Source organism: Enterobacter sp. RHBSTW-01064 (assembly GCF_014103035.1).
GTDB classification, from domain to species: Bacteria; Pseudomonadota; Gammaproteobacteria; order Enterobacterales; family Enterobacteriaceae; genus Enterobacter; species Enterobacter mori.
Window position 1 is genome coordinate 380,322 of the sequence record NZ_JABXOU010000005.1, and the last position, 13,082, is coordinate 393,403.

11 protein-coding genes are annotated in these 13,082 nt (G+C 53.5%); 7 read left to right on the forward strand and 4 right to left on the reverse strand.

What is annotated here, in order from left to right; all coding sequences use genetic code 11:
• Positions 1-18: 18 nt before the first annotated feature.
• The 6 genes from rlmKL (at position 19) to rmf (ending at position 7,943) form a co-directional block, all read left to right on the forward strand.
• Positions 19-2,127 (forward strand): bifunctional 23S rRNA (guanine(2069)-N(7))-methyltransferase RlmK/23S rRNA (guanine(2445)-N(2))-methyltransferase RlmL, encoded by a 2,109-nt coding sequence (gene rlmKL, locus HV355_RS17120; RefSeq protein ID WP_182402786.1) that lies wholly within the window; start codon positions 19-21, stop codon positions 2,125-2,127.
• A gap of 12 nt (positions 2,128-2,139) precedes the next feature.
• A complete protein-coding gene (locus tag HV355_RS17125; protein ID WP_182402788.1) occupies positions 2,140-4,047 on the forward strand; it encodes an ABC transporter ATP-binding protein in 1,908 nt (635 codons plus the stop codon).
• A 13-nt stretch (positions 4,048-4,060) separates the two neighbouring features.
• Complete coding sequence (pqiA, locus tag HV355_RS17130) at positions 4,061-5,314, forward strand: membrane integrity-associated transporter subunit PqiA (protein WP_120158485.1); 1,254 nt, start codon at positions 4,061-4,063, stop codon at positions 5,312-5,314.
• A 4-nt stretch (positions 5,315-5,318) separates the two neighbouring features.
• Complete coding sequence (gene pqiB / locus HV355_RS17135) at positions 5,319-6,959, forward strand: intermembrane transport protein PqiB (protein ID WP_108416024.1); 1,641 nt, start codon at positions 5,319-5,321, stop codon at positions 6,957-6,959.
• Complete coding sequence (pqiC, locus tag HV355_RS17140) at positions 6,956-7,522, forward strand: membrane integrity-associated transporter subunit PqiC (RefSeq protein WP_042713752.1); 567 nt, start codon at positions 6,956-6,958, stop codon at positions 7,520-7,522. The genes pqiB and pqiC overlap by 4 nt, the downstream gene beginning before the upstream one ends.
• Before the next feature lie 253 nt (positions 7,523-7,775).
• Complete coding sequence (gene rmf, locus HV355_RS17145) at positions 7,776-7,943, forward strand: ribosome modulation factor (protein ID WP_010429337.1); 168 nt, start codon at positions 7,776-7,778, stop codon at positions 7,941-7,943.
• A 71-nt stretch (positions 7,944-8,014) separates the two neighbouring features.
• Here rmf and fabA read toward each other — a convergent pair whose 3' ends face one another.
• Together fabA and HV355_RS17155 are read right to left on the reverse strand one after the other, a co-directional pair.
• Positions 8,015-8,533, reverse strand: coding sequence for a bifunctional 3-hydroxydecanoyl-ACP dehydratase/trans-2-decenoyl-ACP isomerase (gene fabA, locus HV355_RS17150; RefSeq protein WP_010429339.1), 519 nt, complete (start codon positions 8,531-8,533; stop codon positions 8,015-8,017).
• A gap of 68 nt (positions 8,534-8,601) precedes the next feature.
• On the reverse strand, positions 8,602-10,362 hold the full coding sequence (locus tag HV355_RS17155; RefSeq protein WP_182402790.1) for a Lon protease family protein: 1,761 nt from the start codon (positions 10,360-10,362) through the stop codon (positions 8,602-8,604).
• Between the two features lie 186 nt (positions 10,363-10,548).
• On the opposite strand from HV355_RS17155, the gene matP reads away from it, so the two are divergent.
• Positions 10,549-11,001 carry a macrodomain Ter protein MatP gene (matP, locus tag HV355_RS17160; protein WP_010429344.1) on the forward strand — a complete coding sequence of 151 codons (453 nt, stop codon included), beginning with the start codon at positions 10,549-10,551 and terminating at the stop codon, positions 10,999-11,001.
• A 64-nt stretch (positions 11,002-11,065) separates the two neighbouring features.
• On the opposite strand, the gene ompA is transcribed toward matP, so the two are convergent.
• Together ompA and sulA are read right to left on the reverse strand one after the other, a co-directional pair.
• Positions 11,066-12,121 carry a porin OmpA gene (gene ompA, locus HV355_RS17165; protein WP_010429345.1) on the reverse strand — a complete coding sequence of 352 codons (1,056 nt, stop codon included), beginning with the start codon at positions 12,119-12,121 and terminating at the stop codon, positions 11,066-11,068.
• 355 nt (positions 12,122-12,476) lie between these two features.
• On the reverse strand, positions 12,477-12,986 hold the full coding sequence (sulA, locus tag HV355_RS17170; RefSeq protein WP_089598374.1) for an SOS-induced cell division inhibitor SulA: 510 nt from the start codon (positions 12,984-12,986) through the stop codon (positions 12,477-12,479).
• Positions 12,987-13,082 lie beyond the last annotated feature (96 nt).

A 13,082-nucleotide genomic window follows, 5' to 3' on the forward strand; every position in this document is an offset into this window, starting at 1 on the left:
AAGAGTAAAAGTGACGATATGAATTCTCTGTTTGCCAGTACGGCCCGTGGGCTGGAAGAGCTGTTAAAAACTGAACTGGAAAGCCTGGGCGCGCAAGAGTGTCAGGTGGTTCAGGGTGGTGTCCATTTTGAGGGCGACACGCGGCTTATTTACCAGAGCCTGATGTGGAGCCGTCTGGCGTCGCGCATCATGCTGCCGATGAAAGAGTGCAAGGTCTATAGCGACCTGGACCTCTATACCGGCGTACAGATGATCGACTGGACAGAGATCTTCACGCCAAATGCCACCTTTGCGGTGCATTTCAACGGCGTGAACGACGAGATCCGCAACAGCCAGTACGGTGCCCTGCGCGTAAAAGACGCCATTGTGGACTGCTTCACGCGTAAAAATAAGGAGCGTCCAAACGTCGATCGCGAAAATCCGGATCTGCGTATTAACGTCTGGCTGAACGGCGACACGGCGAGTATCTCTCTCGATCTGAGCGGCGCGGGTCTGCACCTGCGCGGCTACCGCGATCGCACCGGTATGGCGCCGATCAAAGAAACGCTGGCCGCCGCCATCGTCATGCGCTCCGGCTGGCAGCCGGGCACGCCGCTGCTCGACCCAATGTGTGGTTCTGGTACGCTGTTGATAGAAGCAGCCATGCTGGCAACTGACCGCGCGCCGGGGCTGCATCGCGGCCACTGGGGCTTTAAAGGCTGGGCACAGCACGATGATGCACTCTGGAAAGAGGTCAAAGACGATGCGCAGACCCGCGCGCGTAAAGGCCTGGCGGAGTACACCTCCCACTTCTACGGTTCGGACAGCGACCCGCGCGTCATTGAGCGCGCGCGCAGCAACGCCCGTCGCGCAGGTATCGGCGAGCTGGTCACCTTCGACGTGAAAGACGTGGCGAACCTGACCAACCCGCTGCCAAAAGGCCCGTACGGCACCGTAATCAGTAACCCGCCATACGGCGAGCGTCTGGACAGCGAGCCGGCGCTGATTGCCCTGCACAGCCTGCTGGGCCGCAATATGAAGGACTACTTCGGTGGCTGGAATCTCTCCCTGTTTAGCGCCTCACCGGAGCTGCTGAGCTGCCTGCAGCTGCGTGCCGATCGCCAGTTTAAGGCGAAAAACGGCCCGCTGGACTGCGTGCAGAAGAACTACCATCTGGCAGAGAAAGCGGCGGACAGCAAGCCGTCCGGCGTGGCGGAAGATTACGCCAACCGACTGCGCAAGAACCTGAAGAAATATGAGAAATGGGCAAAGCAGGAAGGGATTGAATGCTACCGCCTGTACGACGCTGACCTGCCGGAGTACAACGTGGCGGTTGACCGCTACGCGGACTGGGTGGTGATTCAGGAATATGCGCCACCGAAAACCATCGATGCGCAAAAAGCGCGTCAGCGCATGCTGGATGTGATTGCGGCCACCATCGCCGTGCTCGGCATTACGCCGAACAAACTGGTGCTGAAAACCCGTGAGCGCCAGAAGGGCAAAAACCAGTATCAGAAGATGGGCGAGAAGGGCGACTTTATCGAAGTGGGCGAGTACAACGCGCGCCTGTGGGTAAACCTGACCGACTATCTTGATACCGGCCTGTTCCTTGACCACCGTATCGCGCGCCGCATGCTGGGCCAGATGAGCAAGGGCAAAGATTTCCTGAACCTATTCTCCTATACCGGTAGCGCGAGCGTGCATGCAGGTCTGGGCGGGGCGCGCAGCACCACCACGGTGGATATGTCTCGCACCTATCTGGAGTGGGCGGAGCGTAACCTGCGTCTGAACGGCCTGACCGGACGCCAGCATCGCCTGATGCAGGCCGACGTGCTGGGCTGGCTGCGTGATACCGACGAGCAGTTCGATCTCATCTTTATCGATCCACCGACCTTCTCTAACTCCAAGCGTATGGAGGATAGCTTTGATGTTCAACGCGATCACCTGCGCCTGATGACCGACCTGAAACGCCTGCTGCGTAAAGGCGGCACCATTATGTTCTCGAACAACAAACGCGGCTTCCGCATGGATCATGAAGGCTTAGCCACGCTGGGACTGAAAGCGCAAGAAATCAGCCAGAAAACGCTGTCTCAGGACTTTGCCCGTAACCGTCAGATCCATAACTGCTGGTTAATCTCAGCGGTCTGAAAGGAAATATAAATGTCACTAATTAGCATGCACGGCGCCTGGCTGTCTTTCAGCGATGCGCCCCTTCTCGACGATACTGAACTGCACATTGAAGATAACGAACGTGTTTGTCTGGTAGGCCGTAACGGCGCGGGTAAATCCACGCTGATGAAGATCCTTAACCGTGAGCAGGGCCTGGATGACGGCCGTATCGTTTACGAGCAGGATCTGATTGTTTCGCGACTGCAGCAGGATCCACCGCGTAACGTGGCGGGTACCGTCTACGACTTCGTTGCGGAAGGGATCTCTGAACAGGCTGAATACCTGAAGGGCTATCATGAAATTTCGCATCTGGTGATGACCGACCCGAGCGAAAAAAATCTTAATGAAATGGCGCGCCTGCAGGAACTGCTGGATCATCACGGCCTGTGGCAGCTTGAAAGCCGTATCACTGAAGTGCTGGACCAGTTAGGTCTGGATGCGGATATGGAACTGGCATCACTTTCCGGCGGCTGGCTGCGTAAAGCGGCACTGGGACGCGCGCTGGTCAGCGGCCCGAAAGTGCTGCTGCTTGACGAACCGACCAACCACCTGGACATTGAAGCCATCGACTGGCTGGAAGGGTTCCTGAAGACCTTCAACGGCACCATCATCTTCATTTCACACGATCGTTCGTTTATCCGCAACATGGCGACCCGCATTGTCGATCTCGATCGCGGCAAACTGGTGACCTATCCTGGCGATTACGACACCTATCTGCTGGAAAAAGAAGAAAACCTGCGCGTAGAAGAGCTGCAAAACGCTGAGTTCGACCGCAAGCTGGCGCAAGAAGAGGTCTGGATCCGCCAGGGTATCAAAGCCCGCCGTACCCGTAACGAAGGCCGCGTGCGTGCGTTAAAAGCGATGCGTAACGAGCGTAGCGCCCGCCGTGAGGTGATGGGTAGCGCGAAGATGCAGGTGGAAGAGGCATCCCGCTCGGGCAAAATCGTCTTTGAGATGGAAGATGTGAATTACCAGGTTGACGGTAAAGTGCTGGTGAAAGACTTTTCCGCTCAGGTTCAGCGTGGCGACAAAATTGCCCTTATTGGCCCGAACGGCTGTGGTAAAACCACGCTGCTCAAGCTGATGTTAGGCCAGCTGCAGGCTGATAGCGGCCGCGTTCACTGTGGTACGAAGCTGGAAGTGGCCTACTTCGACCAGCACCGCGCGGAGCTTGACCCGGACAGAACGGTGATGGATAACCTCGCTGAAGGTAAGCAAGAAGTGATGGTTAACGGTAAGCCGCGCCACGTGCTGGGTTATTTGCAGGACTTCCTGTTCCATCCGAAACGCGCAATGACACCGGTACGCGCGCTGTCTGGCGGCGAGCGAAATCGTCTGCTGCTGGCACGTCTGTTCCTGAAGCCAAGTAACCTGTTGATTCTTGATGAACCAACCAACGATCTGGATGTCGAAACGCTGGAATTACTGGAGGAGTTAATCGACGGCTATCAGGGAACCGTGATGCTGGTGAGCCACGATCGTCAGTTCGTTGATAACACCGTGACCGAGTGCTGGATTTTTGAAGGTGAAGGCCGGATTGGTCAATACGTGGGCGGTTATCATGACGCGCGTGGACAACAAACTCAATCGCTGCTGCAAAAACAGGCAAAATCCAAAAGTGCACCGGATCCGGTTGTAGCGAAAGCAGAAACTGTCAAAAAAACTCCTGCTAAAATGAGCTATAACCTGCAGCGCGAACTGGAAGGCTTACCTCAGCGTCTTGAAGAACTGGAAGCTGCTCTTGAAACGCTGCAAATTCAGGTTGCTGATGCGTCATTCTTTACGCAGCCGCACGACTATACTCAGAAAATATTGGCTGAACTGTCCGCGGCTGAAAAAGCCCTGGAAGAAGCATTTGAGCGCTGGGAGTACCTCGAGTCTCTGAAAAACGGCGCATAAACAGGGATTAACTATGTGTGACCAGCACCACGCCGACAGGCATATATTATGCTCGCAATGCGATATGCTCGTGGCGTTGCCAGAGCTTGGTCACGGACATAAAGCCCTGTGTCCACGTTGCGGCGCAACGTTGACGACGGAGTGGGACGCGCCAAGGCAGCGTCCCACTGCTTATGCTCTTGCTGCATTGTTCATGTTGCTGCTTTCCAACCTCTTCCCTTTCATTTATATGAAAGTGGGCGGCATGACCAGCGAGGTCGATCTGCTTGAAATTCCTGGCGTGATGTTCTCGGAAGATTACGCCAGCCTCGGCACCTTTTTCCTCCTCTTTGTCCAAATCGTCCCGGCGTTCTGTCTGGTGGTGATCCTGTTGCTGGTAAACCGCGTCAGGATGCCCACATCCCTTAAAATTAAACTCGCGCGTATCCTGTTCCAGCTGAAAAGTTGGGGGATGGCCGAGATCTTTCTGGCGGGGATTCTGGTCAGCTTCGTCAAGCTGATGGCCTATGGTGATGTGGGAATTGGCAGTAGCTTTATTCCCTGGTGCCTTTATTGTGTATTACAGCTGCGCGCCTTCCAGTGCGTAGACAGGCGATGGGCGTGGGATGACATCGCGCCAGCACCGACGCTTGCGCAGACGGTTAAGGTCGGTGTGCCGGGTATCCGTCAGGGGCTGCGCTCTTGCTCATGCTGTACCGCCGTTCTGCCCGCGGATCTCGATGTGTGTCCTCGCTGTGAAACGAAAGGCCATGTACGTCGTAAAAATAGCCTGCAGTGGACGATGGCGTTGCTGGTCACGTCAATCATGCTCTATCTGCCAGCCAATATTCTGCCCATTATGATCACCGATTTACTCGGCGACAAAATGCCCTCAACCATCCTTGCTGGGGTCGTTTTGCTGTGGGGCGAAGGATCCTATCCGGTGGCTGGCGTGATCTTCATCGCCAGCATTATGGTGCCAACCTTAAAAATGATCGCCATTGCCTGGCTCTGCTGGGACGCCAAAGGTCACGGCAAACGCGACAGCGAACGCATGCACCTGATTTACGAAGTTGTTGAATTTGTTGGCCGCTGGTCAATGATTGATGTGTTTGTCATTGCCGTTCTCTCTGCGCTGGTGCGCATGGGAGGACTGATGAGTATTTATCCCGCAATGGGAGCGCTAATGTTTGCGTTGGTCGTCATTATGACCATGTTTGCGGCCATGACCTTCGACCCTCGTTTATCGTGGGATCGTGAGCCCGAGTCAAGCCATGAGGAAGAGTAAGAGCATGGAAAATAAGAGTGGAGAGGCGAAAGTGCAGAAGGTCAAGAACTGGTCTCCGGTGTGGATTTTCCCCATCGTAACCGCGCTGATCGGTGCATGGATCCTGTTTTATCATTACAGCCATCAGGGACCGGAAGTCACGCTTATCACCACCAATGCAGAAGGTATTGAGGGGGGCAAAACCACCATCAAAAGCCGCAGTGTGGATGTGGGCGTGGTTGAAAGTGCAACCCTGACGGATGATTTGACGCACGTTGAAATCAAGGCGCGTTTAAATTCCGGTATGGAAAAATTGCTGCATGGCGACTCGGTTTTCTGGGTGGTTAAACCGCAGGTAGGACGTGAGGGGATCAGCGGGTTGGGGACGCTGCTGTCCGGCGCTTATATTGAGCTGCAGCCGGGTAAGAAAGGGAGCCAGCCGGCACAATACGAGCTGCTGGACTCTCCGCCGCTTGCGCCGCCGGATGCGAAAGGCATTCGCGTGATCCTGGACAGTAAAAAAGCCGGACAGCTCTCGCCAGGCGATCCCGTGCTGTTCCGCGGCTATCGCGTGGGTTCAGTTGAAACCAGTACGTTTGACGCGCAAAAACGCACCATTAGCTATCAGCTCTTCATCAATGCGCCAAACGATCGTCTGGTCACCAGCAACGTCCGCTTCTGGAAAGACAGTGGGATCGCGGTAGATCTGACCTCGGCGGGTATGCGTGTCGAAATGGGCTCCCTGACCACGCTGTTTGGCGGTGGCGTCAGTTTTGACGTGCCGGAAGGGCAGGATTTGGGCCAGCCGGTTGCAGAGAAAACGGCGTTCAGACTCTTTGACGATCAAAAAAGTATTCAGGATGCGCTCTATACCGATCACGTTGACTTCCTGATGTTCTTTAAGGACTCGGTCCGTGGCCTTCAGCCGGGTGCACCGGTCGAATTCCGCGGCATTCGACTCGGAACGGTTGGACAGGTTCCGTTCTTCGTGCCGGGTCTTCAGCAGATGCTGGATGACGATTACCGTATTCCGGTGCTGATCCGCATTGAGCCGGAGCGTCTGCTCAACCAGATTGGCGAAAATCAGGATATTGCCACCCATATCAGCCAGCTGATGGAGCGCGGTCTGCGAGGCTCGCTGAAAACCGGAAACCTGGTCACCGGTGCGCTGTATGTGGATATGGACTTCTATCCTAAAGCGCCAGCGATTACCGGTATTCGTGAATTCGGGGGCTATAAAATTATCCCAACGGTCAGCAGCGGTCTGGCGCAAATCCAGCAGCGTCTGATGGATACGCTCGATAAGATTAACAATCTGCCGCTTAATCCGATGCTGGAAGCCGCGACCGGTTCGTTACATCAAAGTCAGGCGACGATGCAACGTCTGCAAACGACGCTGGATAATATTAATAAGATCACGGCAAGCCAGTCCATGCAGCAACTGCCGCAGGATATGCAGAAAACGTTGCGTGAACTCAACCGTAGCATGCAGGGCTTCCAGCCGGGTTCAGCGGCGTACAACAAGATGGTGGCCGATATGCAACGTCTTGATCAGGTCTTACGTGAACTGCAGCCTGTGCTGAAAACGCTCAATGAGAAGAGCAACGCACTGGTGTTCGAAGCGAAAGATAAAAAGGATCCTGAGCCGAAGAGGGCTAAACAATGAAAAAATGGCTAGCGATTGCAGGAGCGATGGTATTAACGGCCTGTAGCTCGGGTAGTGATAACAAAAGCTACTATCAGTTACCGCTGACGACCCAGGCGAGCGCACAAAGCACCGCCTCGCAGGGCAACCGTCTGTTATGGGTGGAGCAGGTTGCGGTGCCGGATTATCTGGCTGGCAATGGCGTGGTGTATCAAACCAGCGATGTGCAGTACGTTATTGCCAACAATAACCTGTGGGCCAGCCCGCTGGACCAGCAGTTGCGCAATACGCTGGTGGCGAATCTCAGCAGCCAGCTTCCTGGCTGGGTTGTTGCGTCACAGCCGCTGGGAAGCGACCAGGACACGCTTAACGTCACCGTGACGGGCTTCCACGGTCGCTATGATGGCGTCGTTGTGGTGAGTGGAGAATGGCTGCTGAATCATCAGGGGCAGCTGATTAAGCGTCCTTTCCATCTGGAAATGAAGCAGCAAAAAGATGGATATGATGAGATGGTGAAAGTGCTGGCCCAGGGTTGGGCGCAGGAGTCTGCGAGTATCGCCAGAGAGATTTCCAGACTGCCATAAGTAAAATTCATCGACAAAAGCCGCTATCAGATTTTCGCTGATTGCGGCTTTTCTTTCGTTTTGGCTTCAGGTTGTTACTTGTGCTGCATCACATTTTTGTACAAATGATCTTCTGCTTAGCTCACAAATATGACACCCGTATGAATTTTGAACGTTGACGCTGAGGCTAATTCGGGTTATTCGTTATCTGTGCTTGCACACTTTGCAATCACTGTTTTCTTTCCACCAGACAAAAGAATGAGGGAAACGAGGCATGAAGAGACAGAAACGAGATCGCCTGGAAAGAGCTCATCAACGTGGTTATCAGGCTGGCATCGCCGGACGTTCTAAAGAAATGTGTCCCTATCAGACTTTGAACCAAAGGTCTCAATGGTTAGGGGGCTGGCGAGAAGCCATCGGAGACAGGGCAGTACTTGCTTGATAGCGTCTCTTTAAAAAAGAAACCTCCGCACAGCGGAGGTTTCGCCTTTATGAAGCAGCTAAAAGCCGGGCTTAGAAAGCAGAGGTATCCTGGAACAGACCCACTTTCAGATCGTTCGCGGTATAAATCAGACGACCATCTACCAGCACTTCACCATCCGCCAGGCCCATGATCAGACGACGGTTAACGATGCGCTTGAAGTGGATACGGTAGGTGACTTTCTTCGCGGTAGGCAGTACCTGACCGGTGAATTTCACTTCACCCACGCCCAGCGCGCGGCCTTTGCCTTCGCCACCGAGCCAGCCCAGATAGAAGCCAACCAGCTGCCACATCGCATCGAGGCCCAGGCAGCCAGGCATTACCGGATCGCCAATAAAGTGGCAACCGAAGAACCACAGGTCCGGGTTGATATCGAGTTCTGCTTCTACGTAACCCTTATCGAAGTTACCGCCGGTTTCGGTCATTTTCACGACACGGTCCATCATCAGCATGCTTGGGGCCGGTAACTGTGGGCCTTTAGCGCCAAACAGTTCACCACGACCAGAGGCAAGAAGGTCTTCTTTTGTATAGGATTCGCGTTTATCTACCATGTTCTCAGTAAGCCTTATTTTAGTGAAGGACGCAGGATAGCTAACACGTGTACGCTGAACAAGTCCGATCAGTTTGAACTAAACCAACTTAACCAGCGTAACGGCCAGGGATAACGATGACGAGCATCCGGCTGTGTTGCCTGAGCAATGCGCTCCTGAATGGTCTGCATCAGCGTGGTTTGACCCTCGCCATCCCATACCAGGTTTGTCAGTAAGGGTAGTGCATCCTCAATGCCTTCGATGGCCCACAGGGTGAATTGTTCCTGTTCCACCGCATCAAGCAGTTCCTGGCTCAGGCTCAAATGGCGCGCGTTTGGCGCAGGGATAATAACGCCCTGTTTGCCGTTTAACCCACGCTGCTGACAAATGGAGAAGAAGCCTTCGATTTTCTCGTTCAGACCACCGACCGGCTGGGCGCGGCCAAACTGATCCACGGAACCCGTAATGGCAATGTTCTGATTAATCGGGACTTCTGCCAGGGCGCTGATCAAGGCACACAGCTCGGCCATTGAGGCGCTATCGCCATCGACTTCACTGTAGGACTGCTCAAACGTCAGGGACGCAGAGAAGGGGATCTGCTGCTCAAGCTGCAGTTCGGACATCAGGAAAGCTTGCATGATCATCATGCCTTTAGCATGAATGTTTCCACCCAGCTCCGCTTTTCGCTCAATATCCGTAAATTCACCGTCGCCAATGTGAACGACACAGCTGATACGGGAAGGCTCGCCGAACGCACGGGGGTGGCCGGGGAACTCAATTACGGACAAGGCGTTAATCTGTCCGATTCGTTCGCCTTCGGTTTCGACCAGAATCTGTTCCAGCAGGATTTCATCCTGCATGCGGTCCGCAAGATAGCCTTCGCGCCACTCACGCTGGGCAAGCATCTGGGTCAATTGTTCGCCTGTGAACGCGCCTTCGCCGCTGATTACACCCACTTCACGCAGCTGTTTGCCGATCCAGAGTGGGCAAAGCGGCAGGGTTTCCTGGTCGCCGGTGTAGCGTACCGCTTCGCGGATTAAGCCCGGCCATGCGTCAGCCGCAGGGGTTGGCAGCGCAAAACGTTCAGCAACGGCCATCACCCACTGGCACCACTGCGCCATATCATCCGCATCGGCAATTTGAATGTTGTCTTCGTATTCGCTGTAAACCGCCTGATCCGCCAGCTCTGGCTCCATTTCCTGGAAGTCGGCCAGAGACTCACGATCCCCCGTCAGCACGACGGTTAGAGAGAGCGGCATTGACGGGATGGATACAGGCAGAGGGCGAGACTCGTCATAGCCTACCCAGTCGAAGCGCTGCTGGCTCACGATCGTTTTCAGACGCATCCACAGCAGCGGTTGCGACATCAGGGTGCGCAGGGAAATAATAAGTACACCGCCGTTTGCGCGATGCACCAGCCCTGGCTGCAGGGAGAGCTCACCGTTAAACTGACGAAGACAACCAAACAGTTGTTCTGCTTCGACCCAGTTAGCGGTAACGACTTCGCCCTGCGCTGCAAAACGGTCATCAGCCTGCGTAGCGGGGGCGAAAGTGACATTATGTCCTGTGATACGATACTCGCCGCCGAAAACAGCATTCGCTTCCGGTTTCAGCTCGCGCATGGCATCACCCAGAAGCGTCAAATACTCGGCTTCTTCCGGGGCTTTGAGCAGCATGAAGGGAGATGTTGCCCATGGGCTTAACACCTGCTCCAGCGCGTAATGCAAACGCGGTTGTGTATCGCTAAGTATGAATTCGTGTGCTTGTGCGAGGTCTGGCTGTGCAAACAGTTCCTGATAGCTCTCGGTATCCGGAACCAGGTCACGCCATGCTAGTTTCGTAATGGTCAAAGTTGATGTTTTTTAGTCAGATGTAAAACCGTGGAGTATACCGTAAGCGGGGGGCTCTTCCCAAGCAGGATCGGGGATTTCAATGAGTGAATCTCAAGCGATGTTTCACAGGATATGATTTCTTTTCAGCAGATTGCCAAAAAACTGATATTCTGAACAGAGTTACGTGGTAACACTGAGATCGCAATGAAATATCAACAACTGGAAAATCTCGAAAGCGGCTGGAAATGGAAGTACCTGGTCAAAAAGCACCGTGAAGGGGAGCTGATCACCTGCTACATCGAAGCCAGCGCTGCGCAAGAGGCCGTGGATATTTTGCTGACCCTCGAAAATGAACCGGTACAGGTGAATAGCTGGATTGAGAAGCATATTAATCCCGCCCTGTTAAACCGGATGAAGCAAACTATCCGTGCGCGGCGAAAACGGCATTTTAATGCTGAGCATCAGCACACCCGTAAAAAATCAATCGACCTGGAGTTTATGGTCTGGCAGCGTCTGGCGGGGCTAGCGCAACGTCGAGGAAAAACGCTGTCAGAGACCGTAGTACAACTGATTGAAGATGCCGAGCACAAAGAGAAGTATGCCAGCCAGATGTCGACGCTGAAGAACGATCTTCAGGCTCTGCTGGGTAAAAAGTAGTTTCTTACTTTTCTTCAGACAATAAAAAACCCCGCATGGCGGGGTTTTTTTATAAGACGATAACTTATGCCGCAGGCTGAGTTACAACGTCTTTGATACCTTTAACTTCGATCTCAACGCGACGATCTGGTGCCAGGCAGTCGATCAGTGCAGCGCGAGCTTTCACGTTGTCACAGGTAGAACCGGTCACTGGGTTAGATTCGCCCATACCACGTGGGGAGATCTTGTTAGCTGGGATACCTTTAGATACCAGGTAATCAACTACAGACTGAGCACGTTTCTCAGACAGTTTCTGGTTGTAAGCGTCAGAACCGATACGGTCGGTGAAGCCCAGAACCACTACAGAACCATCTTTAGGATCCAGGTTGCTCAGCTGGGTGTACAGCTGATCCAGTGCCTGCTGACCTTCTGGTTTCAGGGTAGCTTTGTTGAAGTTGAACAGAACGTCAGACTTCAGAGTGAAGTGCTTGGTCTGTACTTCTGGAGCTGGAGCCGGAGCTGGAGCTACGATTGGTGCAGCATCTTCCTGCTGACCGAAACGGTAAGAAACACCAACGCTCAGCATGCCGTTGTCTGGACGAACGCCAACGGTAGCACCGTCACCAATGTTGTTAACCCACTGGTATTCCAGACGGGTAGCGATGTCACGGGTCATAGCCCACTCAACGCCACCAGCGAATACTGGGGAAACACCGGTGTCATGGTCGTCGCCAGCGATGCTGTTGCTGGAGTCTGCACGCCATACCATGCCGCCCAGGCGGGTGTACACGTCCAGATCGTCAGTTACTGGGTAACCCAGTTTAGCGGTCAGCTGAACGCCTTGAGCTTTGAAAGCGCCATTGACGTTGTCGCCTTTGTATGGCATACGACCTAACCAGTCGTAACCCATTTCAAAACCAACATACGGGTTAACCTGATAGCCACCGAACGCGCCTGCACCCAACTGGCTCTCGTGAGTCGGGCCATCGTTGTTCAGGCTGCTGTTGTACCAGCCGGTGTCATGGAACTGAGACCAGCCCAGTTTACCACCTGCATACCAGGTATTATCTTTCGGAGCGGCCTGCGCTACGGTAGCGAAGCCAGCCAGTGCCACTGCAATCGCGATAGCTGTCTTTTTCATTTTTTGCGCCTCGTTATCATCCAAAATTTGCCATGAAGATCTCTGCAGAGAAATCACGGTTAAATCCTTCACCGGGGGGCGTGGTCAAATATAAATCTACCGATATCTTCGGCTTAGGCCGAGCACCCCTGGCGATGTAAAGTCTACAACGTAGATGAAAACTTACAAGTGTGAAGTCTGTCAGGCATATGAAAAAAAAAGTTCCGTATACCTAATATTTAACATTTTTTGAACGAAAATTGTGCAGCAAAATTAACGAGAACCGCTCCAGACAAGCCTTGCCGAAGATTTGACGCGTTGAACTATTTCTGCATCTTATGGTCGAAAAAAATTCCAGGAAAACTCCTAATTTCACTCAATGATACAAATTTGAGTGAATTTTTAGCCCGGAATGTTGTCCTCTGCGATAAGAATCTGCACGAACCGGTCGCATAATAAACCCCATCGCGTGACCTTCTTCCGCTGCTTCCGTCAGTCTCAAGTGTTCCTCTTCCGACAGTTCATCAGGCAGCCATCCGATCACCACACTGTAATTCCCTGTGCGTAAGGCCCGAATCATTGAATCTACCGTATCGCAGGGTGAGAGTTGGTTAATCTGCATCACTTTCGCCAGCGGCAGGCCCGCAGACAGAACCCACTCGCGGCTCAATTTTTGTTGTGGCGTTAGCCAAAGCTGCCAGCGTGATTGCTGACCAAGCTGTTGCAACAGCGGCAGTAATAAGAGTTGCGTTAACAGAGGCTGGTCTTCACGGTAAACCACTTCACTGATAAGCCCTGTAGAATCACGCCCGACGGATTTCTGCGCGACATTGCCAGCGGTAGAAGAGAGAGATGTTGAGCGATTTGCATAGCCTGAAGTGTACATATTCATTCCAGCCCTGTAGTTACTGTATGGATATACAGTAACCCCTGTATGCATAAAGATCAACCTCATTTTCGGAAAGAGACTCGCAAATTTCAC